Annotated in this window: 22 protein-coding genes and 1 pseudogene; 15 read left to right on the top strand and 8 right to left on the bottom strand. The window is 73.1% G+C overall.

What is annotated here, in order from left to right:
- The first annotated feature begins 69 nt into the window (after positions 1 to 69).
- Positions 70 to 879, top strand: a complete 810-nt coding sequence (locus tag NH602_RS32155; protein WP_374210132.1) for a DUF5710 domain-containing protein — start codon at positions 70 to 72, stop codon at positions 877 to 879.
- Positions 821 to 1129, top strand: coding sequence for a hypothetical protein (locus NH602_RS05895; RefSeq protein ID WP_253067244.1), 309 nt, complete (start codon positions 821 to 823; stop codon positions 1127 to 1129). The genes NH602_RS32155 and NH602_RS05895 overlap by 59 nt, the downstream gene beginning before the upstream one ends.
- Before the next feature lie 101 nt (positions 1130 to 1230).
- On the opposite strand, the gene NH602_RS05890 is transcribed toward NH602_RS05895, so the two are convergent.
- From NH602_RS05890 to NH602_RS05885, 3 genes and pseudogenes are all read right to left on the bottom strand, one after another.
- Positions 1231 to 1461: an integrase core domain-containing protein gene (locus NH602_RS05890; RefSeq protein WP_256493939.1), complete on the bottom strand. Its 231-nt coding sequence runs from the start codon at positions 1459 to 1461 to the stop codon at positions 1231 to 1233.
- A gap of 89 nt (positions 1462 to 1550) precedes the next feature.
- A pseudogene (locus NH602_RS32150) lies at positions 1551 to 1724 on the bottom strand (DDE-type integrase/transposase/recombinase); the annotation flags it as partial.
- A 328-nt stretch (positions 1725 to 2052) separates the two neighbouring features.
- Positions 2053 to 2316 (bottom strand): hypothetical protein, encoded by a 264-nt coding sequence (locus tag NH602_RS05885; protein ID WP_253067242.1) that lies wholly within the window; start codon positions 2314 to 2316, stop codon positions 2053 to 2055.
- Between the two features lie 692 nt (positions 2317 to 3008).
- Between NH602_RS05885 and NH602_RS05880 the strand changes: the two genes are divergently transcribed.
- From NH602_RS05880 to NH602_RS05855, 6 genes are all read left to right on the top strand, one after another.
- Entirely contained in the window at positions 3009 to 4109 is a 1101-nt protein-coding gene (locus tag NH602_RS05880; protein ID WP_253067241.1) for a sugar ABC transporter substrate-binding protein, read from the top strand.
- Between the two features lie 10 nt (positions 4110 to 4119).
- Positions 4120 to 5130 carry an ABC transporter permease gene (locus NH602_RS05875; RefSeq protein WP_253067240.1) on the top strand — a complete coding sequence of 337 codons (1011 nt, stop codon included), beginning with the start codon at positions 4120 to 4122 and terminating at the stop codon, positions 5128 to 5130.
- Entirely contained in the window at positions 5127 to 6629 is a 1503-nt protein-coding gene (locus NH602_RS05870) for a sugar ABC transporter ATP-binding protein (RefSeq protein WP_253067239.1), read from the top strand. The genes NH602_RS05875 and NH602_RS05870 overlap by 4 nt, the downstream gene beginning before the upstream one ends.
- 7 nt (positions 6630 to 6636) lie before the next feature.
- Positions 6637 to 7635 carry an ABC transporter permease gene (locus NH602_RS05865; protein ID WP_253067238.1) on the top strand — a complete coding sequence of 333 codons (999 nt, stop codon included), beginning with the start codon at positions 6637 to 6639 and terminating at the stop codon, positions 7633 to 7635.
- 20 nt (positions 7636 to 7655) lie between these two features.
- Positions 7656 to 8774, top strand: a complete 1119-nt coding sequence (locus NH602_RS05860) for an NDMA-dependent alcohol dehydrogenase (protein WP_253067237.1) — start codon at positions 7656 to 7658, stop codon at positions 8772 to 8774.
- 100 nt (positions 8775 to 8874) lie between these two features.
- Positions 8875 to 9714: an aldo/keto reductase gene (locus NH602_RS05855; RefSeq protein WP_253067236.1), complete on the top strand. Its 840-nt coding sequence runs from the start codon at positions 8875 to 8877 to the stop codon at positions 9712 to 9714.
- 40 nt (positions 9715 to 9754) lie between these two features.
- On the opposite strand, the gene NH602_RS05850 is transcribed toward NH602_RS05855, so the two are convergent.
- From NH602_RS05850 to NH602_RS31805, 3 genes are all read right to left on the bottom strand, one after another.
- Complete coding sequence (locus tag NH602_RS05850) at positions 9755 to 10744, bottom strand: LacI family DNA-binding transcriptional regulator (RefSeq protein WP_253067235.1); 990 nt, start codon at positions 10742 to 10744, stop codon at positions 9755 to 9757.
- A gap of 101 nt (positions 10745 to 10845) precedes the next feature.
- Complete coding sequence (locus tag NH602_RS05845; RefSeq protein ID WP_253067234.1) at positions 10846 to 11913, bottom strand: Gfo/Idh/MocA family protein; 1068 nt, start codon at positions 11911 to 11913, stop codon at positions 10846 to 10848.
- Positions 11910 to 12962 carry an alcohol dehydrogenase catalytic domain-containing protein gene (locus tag NH602_RS31805; protein WP_253067233.1) on the bottom strand — a complete coding sequence of 351 codons (1053 nt, stop codon included), beginning with the start codon at positions 12960 to 12962 and terminating at the stop codon, positions 11910 to 11912. Before NH602_RS31805 ends, NH602_RS05845 begins: the two co-directional genes overlap by 4 nt.
- 103 nt (positions 12963 to 13065) lie before the next feature.
- On the opposite strand from NH602_RS31805, the gene NH602_RS05835 reads away from it, so the two are divergent.
- Positions 13066 to 14439, top strand: a complete 1374-nt coding sequence (locus NH602_RS05835) for an aldehyde dehydrogenase family protein (protein ID WP_253067232.1) — start codon at positions 13066 to 13068, stop codon at positions 14437 to 14439.
- A 58-nt stretch (positions 14440 to 14497) separates the two neighbouring features.
- Here NH602_RS05835 and NH602_RS05830 read toward each other — a convergent pair whose 3' ends face one another.
- Together NH602_RS05830 and NH602_RS05825 are read right to left on the bottom strand one after the other, a co-directional pair.
- Positions 14498 to 15670, bottom strand: a complete 1173-nt coding sequence (locus tag NH602_RS05830) for a glycerate kinase (protein WP_253067231.1) — start codon at positions 15668 to 15670, stop codon at positions 14498 to 14500.
- On the bottom strand, positions 15667 to 16401 hold the full coding sequence (locus NH602_RS05825; RefSeq protein ID WP_253067230.1) for an SDR family NAD(P)-dependent oxidoreductase: 735 nt from the start codon (positions 16399 to 16401) through the stop codon (positions 15667 to 15669). Before NH602_RS05825 ends, NH602_RS05830 begins: the two co-directional genes overlap by 4 nt.
- A 111-nt stretch (positions 16402 to 16512) precedes the next feature.
- Here NH602_RS05825 and NH602_RS05820 point away from each other — a divergent pair, with 111 nt between their 5' ends.
- The 6 genes from NH602_RS05820 to NH602_RS05795 all read left to right on the top strand — a co-directional run bounded on the left by NH602_RS05820 (position 16513) and on the right by NH602_RS05795 (position 23637).
- Positions 16513 to 17673 carry a DUF993 family protein gene (locus tag NH602_RS05820; RefSeq protein WP_256493936.1) on the top strand — a complete coding sequence of 387 codons (1161 nt, stop codon included), beginning with the start codon at positions 16513 to 16515 and terminating at the stop codon, positions 17671 to 17673.
- A gap of 33 nt (positions 17674 to 17706) precedes the next feature.
- Positions 17707 to 18510 carry a sugar phosphate isomerase/epimerase gene (locus tag NH602_RS05815; protein WP_253067228.1) on the top strand — a complete coding sequence of 268 codons (804 nt, stop codon included), beginning with the start codon at positions 17707 to 17709 and terminating at the stop codon, positions 18508 to 18510.
- Between the two features lie 83 nt (positions 18511 to 18593).
- Positions 18594 to 20222 (top strand): acyl CoA:acetate/3-ketoacid CoA transferase, encoded by a 1629-nt coding sequence (locus NH602_RS05810; protein WP_253067227.1) that lies wholly within the window; start codon positions 18594 to 18596, stop codon positions 20220 to 20222.
- 49 nt (positions 20223 to 20271) lie between these two features.
- The gene (locus NH602_RS05805) at positions 20272 to 21636 is read left to right on the top strand and encodes an MFS transporter (RefSeq protein WP_253067226.1); all 1365 of its coding nucleotides are present in this window, start codon (positions 20272 to 20274) and stop codon (positions 21634 to 21636) included.
- 10 nt (positions 21637 to 21646) lie between these two features.
- Positions 21647 to 22822 carry an acyl-CoA dehydrogenase family protein gene (locus NH602_RS05800; protein WP_253067225.1) on the top strand — a complete coding sequence of 392 codons (1176 nt, stop codon included), beginning with the start codon at positions 21647 to 21649 and terminating at the stop codon, positions 22820 to 22822.
- Between the two features lie 29 nt (positions 22823 to 22851).
- A complete protein-coding gene (locus NH602_RS05795) occupies positions 22852 to 23637 on the top strand; it encodes an electron transfer flavoprotein subunit beta/FixA family protein (protein ID WP_253067224.1) in 786 nt (261 codons plus the stop codon).
- The last annotated feature ends 14 nt before the right edge of the window (positions 23638 to 23651 follow it).

The raw sequence follows: 23651 nt of genomic DNA, 5'->3' as shown, positions 1-23651 counted from the left end.
GAAACTGTCGGGGGCGGGTGTCATCCTCAGGTCGGGCAGGTCCACGGCCACCGGCGTTGGGGAGCGCGTATGACGACAAACGTGACCACCAGCAGGCCGCGATCACAGGCGTGGCTGGACGTGCCGTTCAGCGAGAAGGACCAGGCCAAGGCGCACGGCGCCCGCTGGAACCTGGCCGCCAAGCGATGGTACGACCCTCGCCCGCGCGCGGCCGCGCTGCAGCGCTGGGCCGCTCTGCCCGACGTCCCGGACCTGTTGACGGGGGAGGACCGGTCGTTCGGATCGGGGCTGTTCGTCGACATGATCCCGCGAACCTGCTGGTTCACCAACGTTCGCACTTGCGTGTCCCCGCGCGACTGGGAGCGGCTGCGCCGAATGATCCTCGGCCGTGCTGGGCACCGCTGCGAGGCCTGCGGGGCCACCGCGGACCGCGACGCGCAGCGCTGGTTGGAGGCGCACGAGCGCTGGAGCTACGACGACCGGACCCGGACTCAGACGCTACGCCGGCTGATCTGCCTGTGCTCGCCGTGCCACTCGAGCACCCACATCGGCTACGCGAACGTCACCGGTCGTGCAGATGAGGCACTGGCCCACTTGCGCCACGTCACCGGGATGACTGACCAGCAGACCGCCCGCCACGTCGATATGAGGCCGGCCGGCTGTGGACCGAACGCTCTGCGCGCTCCTGGCGCCTGGACCTGCGGATGCTCACCGACGCCGGTGTCACTCCGAGCCGCTCCGAGGCGCCGGTGCAGCGGTCCCGCACCGCGGACCAAGTCCTCCACGTCCACCGTTCCGATGACCGAGCAGGACGACGATCATGAGCATCTACGCCTTCCACCTGGAGGGGTGGGAAGACCTCAGCACCTGGGGTCGTGACGACGACATCTACTACGCCCAGCTGACCCGCAACGGCGCGTCCGACGACGACGGCCCTCAGATCTGGATCACCCCACCCAATTATGTCGTCCGCAGCGTTACCGAGCTCGTGCACATAATCGCTGGCGCGATCGGACATCGGCCGGGTCTGGTCGACGAGGCAATGAGGCTGGGGTTGGCGCTGGACCGGGGTGAGTGGGTGACACCTGCTCAGGATGGCAGCTGCATGAACGGACCCGTTCCCGAGTGACGCGGCCCAACCAGCACCTCAGCACTTGGTGATTCGTCCACTCTGTCCACTTTCCGTGCATGGAGCCTAACCCGGCTTTCCGAACACGGGTGGTGTGCTGATCATGCCGCGGTAGCGGAGGTGGTGTGAAGTCGTTCGTAGTCGGCCGGGGCGAGGTAGCCGGTGCTTGTGTGGAGTCGGCGGGGGTTGTACCAGGCCTCGATCCATTCAAAGATCGCCGCCGACAGCTGTTGCGGGGTGCCCCAGTCGCGAGTATCGAGCAGCTCGCGCTGCATGATCGACCAGGACAACTCGACCAGTGCGTTATCCACGCTGGAGGCGGCCCTGCCCATCGAGCCGAGCGGCCCAGCCTCGCGCAGTCGATGCCCGAAGATCCACGAGGTGTACTGCGATCCGCGGTCGGCGTGGACACGATCGCACCGGGCGCGGGCCGGCGCCGCCAGGTCGCCATTGGCAGCGCGTCCACGACCAGTCCGGTACGCATGTGCTCGGCAATCGTCCAGCCCACCATGATCCGGTAGTAGGCGTCGACGACCGCGCAGCAGTACACCTTCCCGGCGGCGGTGGGGTGCTCGGTGATGTCGGTGGCCCACAGCGGATCCGGGCATCGGCGGTGAACCGGCGCTGCACCAGGTCCTCATGCCGCGCCGGTGCGGGCCGCTGGCCATCACGTTTGCGCCGGTGACAGATCTCGGCGATTCCGTCGTTGCGCATCAGCCGGGCAAACTCGTTTGCGTCCGTAGCGCACCTCGTGGGCTATCCGCAGCTCGGCGTGCACTCGCGGCGCTCCGTAGCTGCGCCGCGACTCGCGTGGATCTCGATGATCATGGCCGTCAGCTCCGCGTCGGTGACCGCGCGCGGGGAAGGCACCCGGCTCGACCAGCCATAGATTCCCAAGCGAGACATACGCAGACCCCGGCAGGTCACCGCGACGGCGATCCCGTTCGCGGCCGGTTCTCGGACCAGCGGGAACCGTGCCGTGGGACGATGCTCTCCCGGGCAAAGTAGGCGATGGCCCGCTTGAGTATCTCTACTTCCATCTCCAGCACCCGGTTGCGGCGGCGCAACTCGACCAGTTTTGAGCGTTCGCTCGAGCTCACGTCCTCGACCCGGCCGGCGTCGAAGTCATCGACGGCCATCCAGCGCCGCAGACACGACTCGCTGATCCCTAGATCCTTGGCAGTCACAGCTACGGGCTGCTCGACCTGGCGGGCGATCTCGACAGCACGACGACGGAACGCAGGCGGACGGGGCGCTGGCATCGGGTCGGACTCCCCTGCAGGGCGATCATCGCCTCAGGACAGGTGTCCGCGAAACAGGGTCAGGCTCCGCTTGCTTGGAGGTCGACGGTCATGGCCGACGGGCCGTGTAGGAGGTCTCTGTTGGAGCGCCGAAGGGTACCCCTACCAGCTACGTGAACGCGCCGTCCGCCTCCATCGGGAGTCCGACCTCAGGCCGGTGATCCGGCGGCTGGCGAGCAGCTGGGCGTGCATCACGAAACGTTGCGAACTGGATCCGCTAAGTCGAGGCCGACCGGGGCGAGCGCCATGACATGTCAGCCACCGCCAGGTGGAGTCATCAGAACAGCGCGCTGAGCTACACCGGCCGACTGATCGATACGGCGCTGGCTGTTCGACCGGTCGATAACGAGCACTGTAGGCCGGGTGGCGCCCGGACGGGGCGTCACCCGGCCGCGTACGCGTAGTCGAGAAAGCGCATTCCTGTGGGCTGCTTGCATCGTCGGCACTAGCTTTGGCTGTGACCAGCTAAGACGCCACTTCGAATGTCTATTGACCCGTGGAAGGACATCGTGTAGAAAACGTTTTCAGCCACACGATAGGTGTGGCTGGCGCAACGAAGCACCCTGGAGGCGGATCCCATGAGGTCCCTCGTTCGACTGCGGGCCGCCACGGCCCGATCGGCAGCAGCCGCGATCGCACTCGTCCTGGCGGTGGCCCTCGCCGGATGCTCGACGACCACCACCGGCTCGACGGCGCAGGCAGGCCCGGTCGCCCCCGAGGACATGATCATGGTGTCCGAGGTCCGATCCCTGACAAACCCGTACGAGGCGGCCTGGGTCGAGGGCAGCAAGGCCTACGCCGAGTCGGTCGGCGTCGAGCTGAAGACGATCGTCTACAACGGCGACTCGCAGCAGGCGCTGGCCCAGCTGCAGTCCGTACTGGCCACCGGCAGGACGGTCCTGCTCAACATCAACCCGAACTCGACCGCCGACACGCCGGCGATCGTCGCGGCGGTGAAGAACGCCGGCGGTCGCGTTGTGACGCAGTGGAGCAAGCCCGATGACCTGAACCCCTGGGACATCGGCGATAGCTGGGTCGCCTACGCCGGCTACGACGGCGTGGAGCAGGGCCGGGAGACCGGCCGGGTGCTCGGGGAGTCGATGGGTGGGACGGGTGGGGTCGTGGCCCTGCAGGGCCTGCTCTCGAACGACATCAGCACCGAGCGGTTCAACGGTCTGCAGGAGGCCCTCAGCGGGGCCCCCGGCGTACGGCTGCTCGATGCACAGCCCGCCGACTTCGACCGCACCAAGGCGTACACGACCACGAAGACGCTGCTCAGCAAGTACGGCCGGCAGGTCACGGGTATCTGGGCCGCCACCGACTCGATGGCGCTCGGCGCGATCCAGGCCGTCTCCGAGTCCGGGCGGACCGACGTCCGGATCGCCAGCTCCGCGGATGCGACGCCCGAGGGGCTCCAGGCGATCGAGGCGGGCCGGATGGTCGCGACCTACACCACCGACCCCTACTTCAACGGTGCCATGGGGCTCGCGCTCGCCTACCGGGCCGCGACGGGGGAGCTCGACGTCGCGGGCCTGCCGGAGTCCGACCGCGCGTTCTACGTACGGCAGTTCCTGGTCACCGCCGAGAACGCCGCGCAGTACGCCACCCCGCCGACGCCCGAGCAGATCGTCGAGTCGGTCCGGAACCCGCTTGAGCGCAACGCCGGCCGGATCTCCTGAGGGGCGCGATATGACCACCGTTCAGAAGCCACCCACCGGGGCAGGACGGTCCGCGCTGTCCGGGATGCGCGGGCGCGCGCTCGCCGACGCCGGCCCCGCCCTCGCCCTCGTCGTGCTCTGCCTCGTGTTCGCGGTCGCGACCCCCGGGTTCGCGACGCCGGAGAACCTGCGGGCGATCCTCGACCAGGCCGCCATCCCGCTGATCCTCGCCACGGGCATCTCCCTCGTCGTCCTCACCGGCGGGATCGACCTCTCCGTCGAGGGGGTGATGGCGGCCAGCGGGCTCACCTTCGTCCTGCTCGCCCGCAACTCGGTGACCGCGGCCGACCTCGGCTGGGGCGCGCTGCTCGTGGGCGTCGGGTGCGGGGCCCTGTTCGGCCTGGCCAACGGGGTGCTGCACGTCGTCGGGCGGGTGCCGTCGTTCATCGTGACCCTCGGGACCTGGTTCGTCGGTCTCGGCACGGCGACCGTCCTGTTCGGATCGGTCACCCCGGAGCTGCTGGACGAGAACTTCCGCGGGTGGGCCGGCGCCACGGTCGCCGGGATCCCGCTCTTCGCGCTGGTCGCGGTGCTGGTCGTCGTGCTCGCCGTCGTGACCTGCCGGTCGACCCGGTTCGGCCGGACGGTCCTGGCCGTGGGGGGTGACGAGCGGATCGCCCGGCTCGCCGGCCTGCCCACCGGCCGGGTCAAGATCGCGGTCTTCACCCTCGCCGGGATCGCGTCGGGCCTGGCCGGCGTGCTCGCCACGATCCGGCTCGGTGCCGGTGACGTCGCGGTCGGCTCGGGGACGCTGTTCCTCACGCTCTCGGCCGTGGTCCTGGGCGGGACCCTGCTCGCCGGCGGGCGCGGTGGCCCGCTGCACACCGTCGCCGGTGTGTTCCTGCTGGTGGTTCTGGGCAACGGCCTGCTGCTGCTGGGTGCCGAGCCGTGGGTCCAGCAGGCGGTGCAGGCACTGATCCTGGTCGCCGCGGTCGTCGCCGGCGCCACCCCGGTCCGGCACCGGATGCGGGTGATCAAGTGAACGCGCCCGTGGTGGAGCTGCGTGAGGTGAGCAAGTCCTTCGGCGGGCTCGCCGCGCTGAGCGAGGTGTCGCTGGAGGTCCGCCGGCACGAGGTGGTCGGCCTGGTCGGGGAGAACGGGGCCGGCAAGTCCACCCTGCTGAAGATCCTCTCGGGCGAGCTGCGCCCGGACTCCGGCGAGATCCGCTTCTCGGGCGAGGTCGTCACGCCGTCCGGTCCGCGGGCCGCCGCGGCGCTCGGCGTGAGCATCGTGCACCAGGAGCAGGCGCTGGTCCCCAACCTGCGGGTGGCGGAGAACGTCCTGCTCGGTTCCGAGGGGGACGCGGTCCGGGGCGGCTGGGTGCGGCGGCGCCGGCTCGAGAGCCGGGCCGCCGGGCTGCTCGCCGGCGTCGGATCGGCGGCCGATCCGCGGGGGTCCACCGCCGACCTCGGCTTCGCCGAGCGGCAGATGGTCGAGATCGCCCGGGCGACCGAGATCGGGGACCACGGGCACCCGCCGCTGATCATCCTCGACGAGCCGACGTCGGTGCTGGAGGGTGAGGACGTCGACCTCCTGCACGACCGGGTGCGGGCGTTGTCCGAGCGCGGTTCGGTGATCTTCGTGTCACACCGGTTGGAGGAGATCCGGCGGTTCTGCGACCGGATCTACGTGCTGCGTGGCGGGCGGGTGGTGGCCGAGCGTGGCCCCGACGCCGGCGACGACGAGCTCTACCGGCTGTTGGTCGGCCGTGAGGTCACCGGGCCGCGGGCCGACCGGGCCGAGGTCGACCGGAGCGCGGAACCGGTACTGCGGGTGCGCGACCTCGCCGTCGCCGGTCGGGTGCACGAGGTCTCGTTCGAGATCCGCCCGGGCGAGGTCCTCGGGCTCGTCGGGGTGGCCGGATCGGGCCGGGAGGAGATCGCCCGCGCGGTCTTCGGGGCGGAGCCGGCGAGTGCCGGCGAGATGCACCTGGCCGGGCGGCGGTACGCACCGGCCGGCCCTGCCCAGGCCGTCCGGGCCGGCGTCGCGCACGTCCCGGCCGAGCGGCGGACGGACGGCATGATCGCCGGGCTCACGGTCGCGGAGACGCTGTTGACCGTCCACCCACGGGCCGGCGCCGTCCGCGGGGTGCTCTCCGCCCGCCGCCGTAGCGAGATAGCCCGGTCCTGGATCGAGCGGCTCGACGTCCGCCCGCCGGACCCCGCCGCCGAGGTGGGCCGGCTCTCCGGCGGCAACCAGCAGAAGGTGGCGGTCGCCCGCTGGCTGCAGAACGGGCCGCCCCGCCTGCTGCTGCTCGACCACCCCGCCCGCGGGCTCGACGTCGGTGCCTGCGACGACCTCTACCGGCTGTTCCGCGAGCTGACCGCACAGGGCACCGCGATCCTGCTGCTCGCCGACACCCTCGACGAGGCGATCGCCGCCTCGCACCGGATCCTCGCGCTCCGCGAGGGCCGGATCACCGGCGAGTTCGACGCGGACGACGCGCCGACCCCGCTCCAGCTGCTCGAGAAGATGATGTGAGGACGCCGTGAACTCCACGACCATGGCTCCCGCGGCCCCGCCCGCGCGGCCTCGACCCCGGGGGCGCGACGCCCGCCGCCACCTGCGGTCGGCGGCGCCGGCCGCCGTCCTGCTCCTGCTCGTCGCGATGGTGACGGTCGCCGAGCCCGCCTTCGTGTCCGGCCAGAGCATGCTGGTCGTCGCCAACCAGGCGGTGCCGATCGTCCTGCTCGGGCTCGGGCAGATGTTCGTCGTCCTGACCGGGGGGATCGACCTGTCCGCCGCGGCGGTCACGTCGCTGGGCACCGTCGTGCTCGCGCTCGTGCTGCCCGGCGCGGGGATGCTCGCCGTGCCGCTCGTCCTCGTCGCGCTGACCCTGATCGGTGCCCTCACCGGCCTGGTCGGTGCCTACGGCCAGGTCCCGTCGTTCGTCGTCTCGCTCGGTGCGCTCGGTCTGTGGGGCGCGGTCGCGATGGCGCTGTCCGGGAACTCGACCGTCTACATCGACCGGAACTTCGAGGCGATCTCCTGGCTGACCAACCTCGGTGTCGCGTCGGTCTCGTCCTCGGTGCTGCTGACGCTGGTGCTGGTGGCGGTGGTCGGGCTGGCGATGCGCAGGCTGCCGGGCGGGAACGTGTTCCATCTCGTCGGCCTGGCCGAGCGCGCGGCCCTGCTGTCCGGAGTGCGGACCCGGCTCGTCCGGGTCGCGGCGTTCGCGCTGTCCGGGCTCTTCGCGGGGCTCGCCGCGATCGTCCTGGCGGCCCAGCAGCAGACCGCGGCACCGCAGCTCGCCGACGCGCTGCTGCTGCCCGCGATCGCCGCCGTCGTGATCAGCGGGTGTGCGATCACCGGCGGGATCGGCGGGCCGTGGCGGGTCCTGGTCGGCGCGCTCATCGTCACCGTCCTGCGGGTCGGCGGCACCGTGGCCGGGATCGACCCCAGCTACCAGCAGATCGTCTACGGGGTGGTCGTGATCGTCGCCGTCCTGCTGACGCTGGACCGCAGCAAGTTGACCGTCATCAAATGAACAGGGAAGGGAAGGACCGCATGAGCATCGACGTCAACGGCGCGGTGGTGCACGAGGTCGGATCGAAGTGGTCGGTGGAGCGCCTGCGCCTGCGCGACCCGGGCCCGACCGAGGTGCGGATCAGGGTGATGGCCTCGGGCCTGTGCCACTCGGACGACCATCTCGTCACCGGGGACATCCCGAACGCGCTGCCGCTGGTCGGCGGGCACGAGGGCGCCGGGATCGTGGAGTCGGTCGGCAGCGCCGTCCGCCGGTTGAAGCCGGGCGACCACGTCGCCACGGCCTACCTGCCGGCGTGCGGCACCTGCACCTGGTGCGCGCAGGGCATGCAGTACATCTGCGACACCGGCGGTGGTATGGAGACCGGGATGGCGCTCGACGGCTCGGCCCGGTTCACCACGGCCGACGGGCACGGTATCGGGGCCATGCAGCGTCTCGGGACCTTCGCCGACCACCTCGTCACCGACGAGGCGCAGGCGGTCAAGATCGCCGACGACATCCCGTTCGAGGTCGCCTGCCTGGTCTCCTGCGGGGTCGGGACCGGCTGGGGTGCCGCGGTCAACGCGGCCGAGGTGCGGCCGCGGGACACCGTGCTCGTCGTCGGGGTCGGTGGGGTCGGGATCAACGCCGTCCAGGGGGCGAGCCACGCCGGCGCCGCGTACGTCGTGGCCGTCGACCCGGTCGGCTACAAGCGCGAGCGCGCGCTCGAGCTCGGCGCGACGCACGCCTTCCCCTCGATCGCCGAGGCCCTGCCGTTCGTGAGGTCGGTGACCAACGGTCAGGGTGCCGACAGCGCGGTCGTCACGGTCGGCGTGCTGACCGGTGACCTGGTGGCGGAGGCCTTCGGCGCCGTCCGCAAGCGGGGGACGATCGCGGTCGCCTCCATCGGGCAGAACGAGCCCGGCATCCCGATCAGCCCGCTGGAGCTCGTCACCTACGCCAAGACACTGCGCGGCCTGCTGTTCGGCAACTGCAACCCGACCCGGGACATCCCGGCGCTGCTCGACTACTACCGCGCGGGCCGGCTCAAGCTGGACGAGCTGATCACCCGCCGCTACCGGCTCGACGAGGTGAACCAGGCGTACGCGGACATGCACGCGGGTATCAACCTGCGGGGCGTGCTTGTCCACGAGCACTGAGGTTCCACGAGCACCGAGGTTCCACGAGCATCGACGAGCGACCGGGCCGGCCGGCCACCGACGGCACCGGCCGGTCCGGTCCTCCCCCGAGGAGACCACCATGGCAGCAGTCCCCGCCGTCCCCACCCACACGCTGAACGACGGCAACGCGATCCCGGCCGTCGGCTTCGGCTGCTACACCGGCACCGGCGGGGACCCCGCCACCCTGGTCGCGTCCGCGCTGGCGTCCGGCTACCGCCTGCTCGACACCGCACTGCGCTACGACAACGAGGACGCGGTCGGCGCCGCGGTCCGGGCCTCCGGTCTCGACCGGGACGACGTCGTCGTCACCACGAAGCTGCCCGGGCGGCTCCAGGGGCGCGGCGCGGCCCGGGAGGCGCTGGAGACGTCGCTGGGGAACCTGGGCCTGGACCGGATCGACCTCTACCTGATCCACTGGCCGCTGCCCCGGCTGGACCTCTACGTGGACACCTGGCGCGAACTGATCGCGTTCCGCGACGAGGGACTGGTCCGGTCGATCGGGGTCTGCAACTTCACCGAGGCGCACCTCAGCCGGCTGATCGAGGCGACCGTGGTCGTACCCGCGGTGAACCAGGTGGAGCTGCACCCCTACTGGCCGCAGGACGCGCTGCGGGCCTTCCACGCCGAGCACGGCATCGTCACGGAGGGGTGGAGCCCGCTCGGGCGGGGCGCGCTGCTGTGCAGCGCGGAGGTCACGGCCATCGCCGAGACCCATGGGGTGTCCACCGCGCAGGCCGTCCTGCGCTGGCAGGTGCAGGTCGGGTCGGTGCCGTTGCCGAAGTCGTCCGACCCGCAGCGGCAGCGCGCCAACCTCGACCTGTTCGGGTTCGCGCTCACCGACGAGGAGATGGCGACGATCGCCGGCGTCGACCACGAGCGGCTGTCGGGTCAGGACCCGGACGAGTACGAGGAGTTCTGACACCCCGGGATCGCCGCGCCGCGGCGACGACCGCGCCGGGTCACCCGGCGCGGCCGCCGCCCGGTGCCGGACCGGTCGAGTCGCGCACCACCAGCTCCGGCTCGGGCAGCGCCGGGGGCTCGGGGGACTCGCCCGCCATCGCGGCGACCAGCGCGTCCCAGGTGGCGTCGCCGAGCTCGTCGCGCGGCGAGCGGGTCGTGGTCAGGCTCGGGCGCAGGCAGGCCGCGAACGGGATGTCGTCCGCCCCGGTGACCGACACCCGTCCGGGCACGTCGACGCCGAGTTCCAGCAGCCGGTGGACAACTCCGATGGCTAGCAGGTCGTTGAAGGCCACGATCGCGCTCGCGCCGGTGGCCAGCGCCTCCTCGGCGACCCGGTAGCCGTCCTCCACCGTGGACCCACCCGCCAGCCGGCGGGCACCGAGGCCGAACGCCTCGGCGTGCTGCAGGGCCCGCCACCGCTGCTGTTCCTGCCACGCGGCCGGCGGCCCGCCGAGGTAGACGACGTCGCGGTGGCCCAGGCCCACCAGGAGCCCGCACACCTTCATGGTCGCGGCGAAGGCGTCCACGGTGATGGTCGGCAGGGCGACACCGGACGGCCCCCGGTTCACCAGAACCATCCGCCCGGACTCCTCGGCGAGTCGGCGCAGGTCCGTGTCGGGCATACGGGGGGAGACCAGGACCAGCCCGTCCACCTGGGGGAGCAGGCTGCGCGCCAGCGCGAACTCCTCGCCGGGGTCGTCGTTGGCGTCGGCGACCAGCACCCGGTAGCCGCTTCCGCCCGCGCTGCGGGTGATCCGCTTCAGCACCCCGCTGAAGTAGGGGTTCTGCACGTCCGGGACGACCACGCCGATCATCTGGTAGGTGCCCGACGCGATCGCCTGGGCCGCCCGGTTCGGCTGGTAGCCGAGCTCGGCGGCCGCGGCCAGCACCCGCTCGGCCAGGTCGGCGCGGACCGGCCGGCCCGCCATGGCGCGCGACACGGTCGCGTTCGACACACCGGCGGCGGCGGCGACCTGGTCGATCGTCACCCGACCGCCCCGCGGCGTACGACGCCGGCTCCGGCCGTCCTCCCTGTCCACCCGTCCCGCTCCCGATCGCCGCCCGGTCGAAGGCCGGTCGGCGGCCTCGGTCATCCCGCACCACCGTCCGGCAGAGCACCGACCCTAGCGGCCCCGGGCCGGGGAACCGGTTCCCACGCGCCGTTCCGGGCCGAGACGTAGAGCGCCTGCACGACCGTCTGGGTGACCAGCGCCGACCGTCCGGAGGCCAGCGGCTCGCCACCGGCGCGGAACGCGGTGACCGCGTCCCGCAGGATCTCGACGTGCCACTCGGCGGGCATCTCCGCGGTGTCCGGCCCGATCCCCGCAGGTCCCGCTGTCCCCAGGGTCCGGACCGGCCCGCCGTCGTTCGGGTGCAGCGCCAGCCGCGGTCCGTCGAGCACGGTCGTACCCCGGCCCCCGGCCAGGGTGAGCCGCTCCGCGGCGCCGGGGAACGCCGCGGTCGTCACGAACACCGACACGGCCGTCCCGCCGCCGAAGTCGAGCAGACCGGTCACGGTGTCCTCGGCCTCCAGGTCGTGGACGGGGGAGCGGGTCGCGGTCGCGACGACCCGGCGCGGTGGCCCGAGCGCCCACACGAGCAGGTCGAGGGTGTGGATCGCCTGCGTGATCAGCACGCCCCCGCCGTCGCGCGCGTGGCTGCCGCGGCCCGGCTCGTCGTAGTAGGACTGGGGGCGCCACCACGCGACCTCCAGCGACCCCCCGACTAGCGGGCCGAGCGCGCCGGAGGCCACGGCCTCCTTCAGCCCCCGGCCGGCCTCCTTGGCCCGGTGCTGGAAGCAGACCGCGAGTCCGGTGCCGGCCGCCTCGGTGGCGGCGACGAGCCGACCGGCACGGTCCGCGGTGAGGTCGAGCGGCTTCTCCACGAGCACGTGGACCCCGCGCGCGGCCGCGGCACCTACCAGCTCCAGGTGGGTGTCCGGCGGGGTCAGCACCAGTGCCAGGTCGGCCCCGTCGAGCGCAGCCTCGGCCGGCCAGCGGCGCTGCGCACCGGGGAACAGGCTGCGAACACGCTCGGCGCGGGTCTCGTCGCGGGTCGCGACCGCGACCACGTCGAGGTCCAGCTCGCCGGCCAGCGTGCGCAGGGCGCGCAGGTGACCGCCCGCGGCCAGTCCCGCCCCGAGCACCGCGACCTTCACGACGGCGAACCGCTCGTGAGCAGCGGGCTGGAGCCGACCAGCTCGTCGCGCGTGAGCAGCACCTTGACGTTGCGCTCGGGACGCCCGGTCAGCTCGGCGAACGCGTCCGCCACCGCCCCCAGCCCGAACACCGCCGTGCGCAGCGGGGTCGGATCGACCTCGTCCCGCTCCAGCCGCCCGATCGCCGCCGTGAAGTCGGCGGGGGTGTAGTTCCGGGAGGCGACCAGTGACAGCTCCCGGGCGTAGAACGCCTGGTAGTCCAGCTCGATCCGGTGCCCCGGTTTGGCCGCGGCGACCGCGACGTACCGGCCTCCGCCCGCGAGCACCGCGGTCGCGGCGGCGGCGGTCCCGCTGGTGGTGACCGTGTCGAACACGACGTCCACCGACCCCACCGTGTCACGCACCCACTCGACCGGACCGTCCCCGGTGCTGGCCGCGAAGTCGGTGAAGCCGAGCCCGGCCAGCGTGCCGCCGCGAGTGGCGAGGGTGTCGGTGAACAGCACCCGGGACGCCCCCCGCGCCCGGGCCGCCAGCCCGACCGCGGAGCCGATGGCCCCGGCCCCGACGACCAGCACCGTGTCACCGGGGCGGATCCCGGAGCGGTCCGCGACGTGCTCGGCGACCGCCAGCGGCTCGACCAGCGCGCCGAACCGGGCCCCGAGGTCACCCGGCAGCGGGATCGCGTGTGCGGCGGGGACGACGAACCGCTCGGCCAGGCAGCCGCGCGGGTCGGAGAGCCCCAGCACCGTCATCTCGGCGCAGTTGTTCGGGCGGTCATCGGCGCAGGCCCGGCACCGGCCGCAGGCCAGCGTCGGGTAGACCACGACCGAGGTACCGCCGGCGAGGCGTCCGGAAGGGTCCTCGGCGACCGTCGCGACGCACTCGTGGCCGGGGACGACGGGGTAGGACACCAGCGGGTTGCGCCCGGCGAGCAGCGCGACGTCACCGCCGCAGATCCCTACCGTGTGCAGGTCCAGTGCGACCTCACCGGGGCCCGGCCGTGCCGGCTCGGGCACCTCCTCCGCGCTGATCCGACCCGGTGCCGTCACGACCGCTCTCCGCACGTCGACCTCCTCGTTGTCGCAAGCGTTTTCTGGACTCTAACAGCTCCGATAAGGTAATGAGTAAACGTTTTCTACAGAAGGAGCGACGATGTCGACGACGACACTCACCGGGTCTGCCGGCGCCCCGGGCGCCGGCGCGCCCGACGCGACGGCCGCGGACGTCGAGCGGGCGGTGGCCGCCGCGGTGGAAGCGGGACGCCGCTGGGCGGCCACCCCGGCCCCCGAGCGGCGCGACGTCCTGCGCCGCGCCGCACACGGTCTGCAGGCGCGGCGCGAGGAGCTGGTCGGGCTCGTGACGGCCGAGACCGGCAGTATCCGGGCCAAGGCCGAGGCCGAGGTCGCCGACTCGATCGAGGAGCTGCACGCCGCGGCGGCGCTCGCCCTGCACCCCACGGCCCAGGTACTGCCGTCGGCGGTGCCGGGCCGCTCCAACGTGGTCGAGCGGGTACCGGTCGGCGTCGTCGGGGTGATCACTGGCTGGAACTTCCCGATGCACCTGGCCCTGCGCATCGCGGCGCCCGCGCTGGCCCTGGGCAACGCGGTCCTGGTCAAGCCGGCACCGGAGACGCCGCTCTCCGGCGGCGCCGGATGGGCCGATGCGCTCACCGCCGCCGGACTGCCCGACGGACTCCTCGGCGTCCTCCCGGGCCGGGCGGCCGGGCCGGCGCTGGTCGGGCACGCGAACGTCGACCTGATCCACTTCACCGGGTCGACCGCGGTCGGCCGGGAGATCGCCCGGATCGCCGGCGGTGCCCTGAAGCGGGTCGCCCTCGAGCTGGGCGGGAACAACCCCGCCGTCGTGCTCGCCGACGCCGACCTGGAGCGCACCGTCCCGCTGACGGCCGGGGGCACCTTCGTCCACCAGGGACAGGTGTGCATCGCCACCGGCCGGCACATCGTCGTCGCCGACGTCGCCGAGGACTACCTCGCCCGGCTCGCCGAGCACGCGCGCGGCCTGCGGGTCGGGGACCCGGCCATCGACCCCACGGTCGATCTCGGTCCGCTGATCAGCGAGCGCCAGGCCGAGCGGGCGCAGCGGCTGGTCGCCGACACCGTCGCGCAGGGGGCCGAGCTGCTCACCGGCGGCACCCGCGAGGGACGGTACTTCCCGGCGACCGTGGTCGCCGGGGTGCGGCCCGGGATGCCGCTGTTCGAGGAGGAGACCTTCGCCCCGGTCGTCGCCGTCACCGTGGCCGCCGACACCGACGAGGCCGTGGCGCTGGCCAACGCGACCGAGTACGGCCTGTCGGCGTCGGTGTTCACCCGGGACCTCGAGCGCGGTCGTGCGGTCGCGTCCCGGCTGCGGGCGGGCATGGTGCACGTCAACGACATGACGGCGCTCAACGAGACGCACGTCCCGTTCGGCGGGGTCGGTGCCTCCGGGGTCGGGCAGCGGTTCGGCGGGGCGGCCAACGTCGAGCTGCTCACCGAGCAGCGCTGGGTCAGCGTGCGCCGGCTCTGAGGTGTCCCGGCCCCGGAACCGCGGCGCCAGGGCCCGGCCCGGATGCGGGGGGCGCCGCTCAGCCGGGCGCGCCCTCCGCCACCGCGCCTCGGGCCACTGCGTCCTCGGCCACCGCCCGGTCCCCGGCGCCTCCCCGCATCCGGGCGGCGAGCGCCCCGGCTCGGCGCAGCCAGCGGGCAGGATCGGCGATCGCGGCGTCGACCGAGCCGGCCAGGTCGGTGAGCGCGATCGCGGCGGCCGGCGGCGGGGTCGCGATCTGCCCCGCGACGACCAGCGGCGCGGCCGGGTACCCCGCACACCGTTGCAGCAGCGCACCGACCAGCTTCCCGGTGCCCGACGTGGCGTCGTAGCGGCCTTCACCGGTGACGACGACGTCGGCGTGCGGGAGCAGGCCGTGCAGTCCGGTCAGTTCGCCGACCGTGTGCGCGCCGGGCAGGATCCGCCCGCCCCAGGCGGCCAGCCCGAACGCGGTGCCCCCTGCGGCCCCCGACCCGGCCCGGTCCGCCTCGACCGGCAGCACCGCGGCGAGCACATCGGCGAACCGGGCCAGCGCGCGGTCGAGGAGCGCGACCTGGTGCGGGGACGCGCCCTTCTGCGGGCCGAACACGGTCGCGGCGCCGGACGGACCGGTCAGCACCGCCCGTGTGTCGGTCAGCAGGCGCACCCCACCTGTCGGGGGCGGCACCAGGCCGGAGACGTCGATGCGGTGCAGCTGCGCCAGCTCCACGCCGCCCGGGCCGATCTCGTCGCCGGCGCGGTCCAGCAGCCGGGCCCCGAGCCCCCGCAGCGCCCCGGCGCCACCGTCGGTCGTCGCCGAACCGCCGAGACCGACGGTGACCGAGGTGGCCCCGGCGGCCAGTACCTGCCGCAGGAGCAGACCGAGCCCGTCCGTCGAGGCGGCGACGGGCTCCCGCCGGTCGAGAAGGGGCAGACCGCAGACGCTCGCCGAGTCCAGCACCGCCGACCCGTCCGGCAGCATCAGCCAGTGTGCGGTCACCGGTCGCCCGGCCGGGCCGGGCACCGGACGGGAGGTCCGCGGTTCGGCGCCGGGCACGCACCGCGCCACCGCGTCCACGGTGCCTTCGCCGCCGTCGGCCTGGGGGAGCAGGGTCACCGTGTCCTGCGGGCGGACCTCGCGCCAGCCGGCCGCCAGTGCCTCGGCGACCGCCGACGCGGCCAGGCTCCCCTTGAACGAGTCGGGCGCGACCAGCACGCGCAGCGGGCCGCTCACGTGACCGCGTACCCGCCGTCGACCGGCAGGACCACGCCCGTGACGTACCGGGCGGCGTGCGAGGCCAGGAACCCGACGACGTCGGCGATGTCCTGCCCGTCGGCGAGCCGGCCGAGCGGGATGCGCCCGAGCACCCGCTCGCGGAAGTCCGGCCGGTCCAGGACCGGGGCGGTCATCGGGGTGACGACGTACCCCGGGGCCACGGCGTTCACCCGGATCCCGCGCGGGCCGAGCTCCACGGCCAGACCCTTCGTGAGCTGCGCCAACGCGGCCTTGGTCGCGCCGTAGGGGACGATCCCCGGCACCGCGCGGTCCGCGGACAGCGACACGATGTTGACCACCGAGCCGCCGGCATCCGCCAGGGGGCCCGCGGCGGCCGCGATCAGCCGGTAGGCGGCGGTGAGGTTCACCGCGACGAGGCGCTCCCAGGTCTCCGGTGCGATGTCGACCGCGTCGGTCCGGGCCTGGATCCCGGCGGCGTTGACCAGCACGCCGAGGCCCCCCGGCAGCGCGGCGGCGTCCGCCACGACCGCGTCGGTGAAGCCCTGGTCGGTCAGGTCGCCGACCCGGGCCAGCCCGCCGACCGAGTCGGCGACGTCCTGGGCGGTCGGTGTCCGGTCGACCACGACGACCGGGTGCCCCTGGTCGGCGAGCCGTCGGGCGATCGCCGAGCCGATCCCGCCGGCCCCGCCCGTCACCACGGCGGACGGCATGGCGTGCTGCAGCCTCATCGCTACCTCCTCGTAAGCGTTTTCCGAACTACGGAGGCCCTCTTGCCTCCCGCGATGGCAGGCTATACGCTGCTGCCGACTCCAGCAAGTAAGCGTTTTCTGGGAGGTGTGATGTCGGCCGAGGTCCTTCTGCCGGCTTCCGACGGAAGCCTGGCTCCACTGTCCATGGGCCCGCCCGCCGAGCTCGTCGTGCCGTCCACACCGGCGACGAGCCGGGTGGCCTTCGCGGCCGCGCACGTCGTCCCCGACCCCGTCCGTGCGTCGGGCGACGGTGCGCCGTGTCCGATCGACTGGGACGCCACGATGGCGCTGCGGCACAGGCTGTGGGACGCCGGTCTCGGTGTCGCCGAGTCGATGGACACCGCGCAGCGGGGGATGGGGCTGGACTGGCCCGCGGCGCGCGAGCTCGCGCGCCGGACCCTCGCCGAGGCCCGCACCCGTGGCGCCGACGTGGTCGTCGGCATCTCCACCGACCAGCTCGCCGAGCACGCCGGTGGCGTCCGGGCGGTCCGCGACGCCTACCTCGAGCAGCTCGCCGACATCGAGTCGCTCGGCGGCAGCACCGTCCTGATGGCCAGCCGCGCGCTCGCCGCCCGCGCCGCCGGTCCCGACGACTACCTCGAGGTCTACGGGGACGTCCTGCGGGCCGCCTCGCAGCCGGTCGTGCTGCACTGGCTCGGCGAGGCGTTCGACCCGGCGCTCGCCGGCTACTGGGGCCACCCCGAACCGGGCAAGGCGATGGAGGTCGTGCTCGACCTGATCACCGAGCACCGCTCGCGGGTGCGCGGCATCAAGCTGTCCCTGCTCGACGACGTCCTGGAACGCGAGCTGCGGTCCCGGCTGCCCGCCGGGGTGCACCTGTTCACCGGGGACGATTTCCACTACACCGACCTCATCGCCGGGGACGGCGAGCACCACAGCGACGCGCTGCTGGGCGCGTTCGCGGTCGTCGGGCGGCACGCCGCGGCCGCGCTCGCGGAGCTGGACGCCGGCCGGGTCGACGGCTTCCGGGGGATCCTCGCCCCGACCGAGCCGCTGAGCAGGCTGGTCTTCGCCGCCCCGACTCGGTTCTACAAGGTCGGTGTCGCGTGGCTGGCCTACCTCGACGGCGCCCAGGAGCACTTCCGGATGCTCGGTGGCCTGGAGTCCGGCAGGTCCCTCGGTCACCTCGGGGACCTGGTCCGTGCCGCGGACGGGATCGGCCTCTTCCGGGATCCGGAGGTCGCGGCGCACCGGGCCGGACGCTACTTCGTCGTGCACGGGATCGGCTGAGCCGTGGACCTCGCACACTGCAGCCTCAACTCGGTGACCGCGCGCGCCGCGGCCGTCGAGGACCTGGTGCCGCTGGCGGCCGGGCTCGGCTTCGGCGGCGTCGGGCTCTGGCGCGACTGCTACGAGCGGGCCGGGGCCGCCGAGGCCGCCCGCCGGGTCGCCGACGCGGGTCTGCGGGTCACCTCGGTGTGCCGCGGCGGGATGTTCCCGCAGCCCACGGCCACCGGGCGGGAGGCGCGGCGGGCCGACAACCTCCGCGCGGTCGAGGAGGCCCGGGTGCTGGGCGCGGACTGCCTGGTCCTGGTCTGCGGGCCGGCCTGCGACGGCGACCTGTCCGCCGCCCGCGGCGCGATCCGAGACGGCGTCGAGGCGCTGCTCCCGCACGCCGAGGCGGCCGGCGTCCCGCTCGCCGTCGAACCGATGCACCCGATGATGGCCGCGGACCGCTCCGCGATCACCTCCCTCGGCGAGGCCGTCGACCTGGTCCGCGGGATCGACCACCCGATGCTCGGGCTGGCACTGGACAGCTACCACGTCTGGTGGGACGCCGCCCTCGACGAGGGTCTGGACCGCGCGTCCGGGACGGTGCTGACCGTCCAGCTCGCCGACTGGGTGCTGCCCATCCACGGCCAGCTGAGCAGCCGCGGCATGCCCGGCGACGGCGTGATCGGGATGGACCGGTTCGTACAGCGCAGCCGGGCGGCCGGGTTCGAGGGTCTCGTTGAGGTCGAGGTGCTCAGCGACGCGTGGTGGGCGGCCGGTCCCGAGGCCGCGGCCCGCGCCGCCGCCACCGCCCTGGGCGCGATCACCGACACCGTCCCCGTCCCGCAGCACTGACCCTCCCCGCACCCACCGACCCGTCCCGCAGCGCCGACCGCCCGCGACGACCGAACCCAGACGACTTCACAGGAGCAGACGTCATGCACCGACCCGCCGTCCTCACCGCCCGCCAGGCCGCCGACCTAATCGCCGACGGTGACGTGATCAGCGTCAGCTCGTCGTCCGGCCTCGGCTGCCCGGACGCCGTGCTGGCCGGGATCGGCGACCGCTTCGCCGAGACCGCCGGGCCGCGCGACCTGACCACGTTGCACCCGATCGCGGCCGGTGACATGTCCGGGATCAAGGGCATCGACCACCTGGCCCGGCCCGGCCTGCTGCGCCGGGTGGTGGCCGGTTCCTACCCGTCGGGGCCGTCGAAGGCCGAGCCCCCGCGGATCTGGCAGATGATCGAGAACGGCGAGGTCGAGGCGTACAACTTCCCGTCCGGTGTGCTGTACCAGCTGCACCGGGCCGCGGCGTCCCGGCAGCCGGGGGTGTTCACCAAGGTCGGCCTGGGATCCTTCGTCGACCCGCGGCTCACCGGGGGGCGGATGAACGACGCCACCCCGGAACGCTTCGTCCGGGTCGAGGAGCTCGACGGCGAGGAGTGGCTGTTCTTCCCCTCGATCGTGCCCGACGTGGCGGTGATCCGGGCGACCACCGCCGACGAGCACGGCAACCTCACGATCGAGGAGGAGGCCTCCCCGCTCGGCGCGCTGGACCTCGCCTACGCCGCGCACAACCGGGGTGGCCTCGTGATCGCCCAGGTCAAGCGGCTGGCCGAGGGCGGCAGCCTGTCCCCGCAGCAGGTCCGCATCCCGGGGATCCTGGTCGACGCCGTCGTCGTCGCGCCGGACCAGATGCAGACCACCCAGACCCCGTACGACCCGGCGATCTCCGGGCAGCTGCGGCGCCCGCTGTCCGCGCTCGACCCCGTCCCCTTCTCGCTGGAGAAGGTGATCGCCCGCCGGGCCGCGCACGAGCTGCGCTCCGGCGACGTCGTCAACCTCGGGTTCGGCGTCTCCGCTCTGGTCCCGCACGTCCTGGTCGAGGAGGACCTGGCCGGCGCCGTCAGCTGGGTGATCGAGCAGGGCGCCGTCGGCGGCGTGCCGCTGTTGGACTTCACCTTCGGTGTCTCTGTGAACCCGGACGCGATCATGGCCAGCGCCGACCAGTTCACCCTCCTGCAGGGCGGTGGTTTCGACCGGACGCTGCTGTCGTTCCTGGAGATCGACCGCACCGGCTCGGTCAACGTGCACCACCTGCCCGGACGCCGGCACGTCACGGCGGGCGTCGGCGGCTTCGCCGACATCGTCTCGGCCGCCCCGGAGATCGTGTTCATCGGTTCCTTCACCGCGGGCCGCCGCGACATCGCCGTCGACGACGGCGGACTCGACATCCGGACCGACGGCCCGCACACCAAGTTCGTGGAGAAGGTCGCCTCGCCGACCTTCTCCGGCGCGCACGCCCTGGCCCGCGGGCAGAAGGTCACCTACGTCACCGAGCGGGCCGTCCTGCAGCTCCGGCCCGAGGGCCTGACCGTCACCGAGATCGCGCCCGGCGTGGACCTCGAGCGCGACGTCCTGGCCCGCAGCGCGTTCCCGCTGCTCGTCTCCGACGAGCTCAAGGCGATGCCCGCCGAGATCTTCCAGCCGCACCGCACCGGTCTGCGGCTGCCGGCCGCGCCGCCGCACACGCGGATCGCGGCACTGCGTTCCCGCGACGCCTGACCGGACGCCGCACCCTCCTCCCACCGACGCGAGAGAACGAGGCCCCGTCATGTCCACGACACCCGAACCGCAGACCGGATCCCTGGTCGTCGGTGACCCGGAACAGCGCCGGCGCACGCTCGCCGCGAGCGTCTCCGGGACCGTCATCGAGTGGTACGACTTCACGCTCTACGGCCTGGCCGCCGCCCTGGTCTTCGGCCCCCTCTACTTCCCCGACGCCGGCGCGCTCGGTGGGGTCCTCGCCTCGCTCGCCACCTTCGCGGTCGGTCTCGGCGCGCGCCCGATCGGCGGCCTGATCTTCGCCCACTACGGCGACCGGATCGGCCGCAAGCCCACGATGTTCCTGGTCCTGATGGTCATGGGCGTCTCGACCACCCTGATCGGCCTGCTCCCGACCGCGGAGACGATCGGCATCTGGGCCGCCGTCATCCTCGTCGTACTCCGCCTGCTGCAGGGCGCCGGCGCGGGCGCCGAGTTCGCCGGTGCGATCACGATGGTCACCGAGGTGACCGGTAACCGGGGCCGCGCCTACGCCGCCTCGCTGCCCGGCGCCGCGATCTACGTCGGTACCGGCGGCGCGACGCTGGTGTTCACCCTGGTCACCCTCATGCCGGAGGAGGCCTTCCTGGCCTGGGGATGGCGGATCCCGTTCCTGGCCAGCGCGGCGATGGTGCTGGTCGCGGCCTACCTGCGGTGGCGGGTCGAGGAGACCCCCGCGTTCAGGAAGCTCGAGCAGAACGACTCCGTGCAGAGCGCCCCGGTGCTCGAGGTGCTGCGGAACAACCGGCGCTCGGTCCTGCTCGGGATGGGCGTGTTCGTCCTGATCATCCCGTGGGCCTACGCGATGCAGGTGTTCGTGCTCAGCTACGTCACCAACACCCTCGAGGTCCCGAAGGGTACGGCGCTGACCGGGCTGATCATCGCCGAGTTCCTGGCCATCCCGGTCATCCTCGCGTGCGGCCGGCTGGCCGACCGGGTCGGCAGGCGCCCGGTCATGCTGTTCGGCGCCGCGTTCTGCCTGCTGTTCGCGATGCCGATGTTCTGGATGCTCGACAGCGGCTCCGGGGTGCTGATCGCGGTCGCGATGACCCTGGGTATCTGCGTCTCCCAGGGCTGCACCTCGGGGCCGGCCGGCGCGATGCTGGCCGACCTGTTCCCGGCCCGGTCCCGCTGGAGCGGGATCGCCCTGTCCCGGGAGATCCCGGCCGCCGTCGTCGGCGGCACCGCGCCCCTGGTCGCGACCGCACTGGTGGCGTGGGGCGGCGGGTCGCCGGTCGGCGTGGCCGTCTACCTGATGGTGCTGAGCCTCGTCGGCCTGGTCGCCATCGTCGCCCTGCCCGAAACCCTGGAGCGGACCACGCGTCCCGCCCCGACGGCGGCCGCAGACGCGTCCGTCCCGTCCCGACGTTCCTGAGGAGCCACCGATGGCTGCGCTGTCCCTGCGCCACACCTTCCTGCCCACCGACACCTTCGGCTCCGACGAGCGCAGGCTCGTCGAGGAGTTCGTCGACGAGCAGATCCGTCCGCTCGCCACCGAGCTGGACGAGACCGAGCGCTTCCCCCGTGAGCTGTACACCGAGCTCGCCAAGATCGGGATGTTCGGGGTCACCGTCCCCACCGATCTCGGGGGGACGGGCGCGACCCCGCTGGACTACCTGTTCCTTATGGAGGGCCTGTCCTACGGCTACTCCTCGGTCGCCGACCAGTGCGGGCTCGTCGAGATGGTCGGCTCGCTGCTGGCCGCGTTCGGCACCGCCGAGCAGCACGAGCGCTACCTGCGTCCGCTGCTCGCCTACGAGCGGCCGTGCGCGTACGCGCTCACCGAGGCGGAGTCCGGCTCGGACCTGGGCAGCATCTCCACCCGGGCGGTCCGCGACGGCGACGACTGGCTGCTGTCCGGCGAGAAGATCTACATCCACAACGCGCCGGTCGCCGACTTCGCCCTGGTACTGGCCGTCACCGACCCGGAGAAGGGCAAGCGCGGCGGCATCTCGGTGTTCGTCGTCGACCTGGAGCAGGCCGGCGTGACGCGCGCCTACCACGAACACAAGATGGGCCAGCGGGCCAGCCAGGTCGGCGGGCTGGTGTTCGACCGGGTCCGGCTGCCGTCCGACGCCCTGCTCGGCGAGGAGGGCAAGGCCTTCGGCTACATGATGGAGGTGCTCGCCAAGGGCCGGCTCGGCATCGCGGGGCTCGCACTCGGGATCAGCCGCGCGGCGCTCGCCGCCGCCGTGCAGCAGGCGGCGGACCGGACCCAGTTCGGCGCCCCGATTGGGGCGAACCAGGCGATCTCGTTCCCGCTCGCGACGGCGGTGACCGAGCTGCGCGCCGCGACCGCGCTGGCCGCGGACGCGGCGCACGCCCTGGGCTCCGGTGCGGACGACGCCGCGGTGCTGTGCTCGATGGCCAAGCTCACGGCGTCCGAGGGCGCGGTGCGGCACGCCGACGTCGCGGTCCAGACCTTCGGTGGTTCGGGGTTCATCCGTGGCTACGAGGTCGAGCGTCTCTACCGCGACGCCCGGATCACCCGCATCTACGAGGGGACCAGCGAGATGCAGCGGCTGATCATCAGCCGTGCCCTGCTTCCCCGGACCCGATGACCGAACCCGACGGACGAAAGGGCGATCCGATGAGGATCCTCGCGCTGGTCAAGCAGGTGGCCGACACCTATTCGGAGCGGAAGCTGTCCGACTCCGACCACACCCTCGACCGTGAGGGTGCCGAGGCGGTGATCGACGAGATCAACGAGCGCGCGGTGGAGCAGGCCCTGCTGCTGAAGGAGGCGAACGACGGCTCCGAGGTCGTCGTCGTGAGCATGGGCCCGGACCGGGCCACCGACGCGATCCGCAAGGCCCTGTCGATGGGCGCGGACTCCGCGGTGCACCTGTCCGACGAGGCCATCCACGGCTCGTGCGCGGTGCAGACCGCGAAGGCGCTGACGAAGCTGATCGGCACCGTCGACGGCTGGGACATGGTCATCGCGGGCAACTCGGCGTCCGACGGCCAGATCGGCGCGGTCCCGGCGATGATCGCCGAGCTGCTCGGTGTGCCGTCGCTGACCCACGCCAACGAGCTCTCGGTCGAGGGCACCACGGTGAAGGCCAAGCGGGAGACCGACGAGGGCGTCACCCACCTGACCGCGGAGCTTCCGGTCGTGGTGTCGATCGGGGAGAAGTCCAACGAGCCGCGCTACCCCTCGTTCAAGGGGATCATGGCGGCGAAGAAGAAGCCGGTGCAGACCCTCGACCTGGCCGGCGCCGGGATCGACGCCTCCGAGGTCGGTCTGGCCAACGCCCTGACCACGGTCGTCTCCGCGTCGCCGAAGCCGCCGAAGCAGGCCGGCGAGAAGGTCACCGACGAGGGCGACGGCGGCGCGAAGATCGCCGAGTTCCTGGTCGGCCAGAAGCTGATCTGACCCCGGTTCTTCCT

This window comes from Pseudonocardia sp. McavD-2-B (genome assembly GCF_024124365.1).
In the GTDB taxonomy this organism is placed as follows: Bacteria; Actinomycetota; Actinomycetes; order Mycobacteriales; family Pseudonocardiaceae; genus Pseudonocardia; species Pseudonocardia alni.
This window is presented reverse-complemented; position numbering and strand designations above follow the sequence as displayed.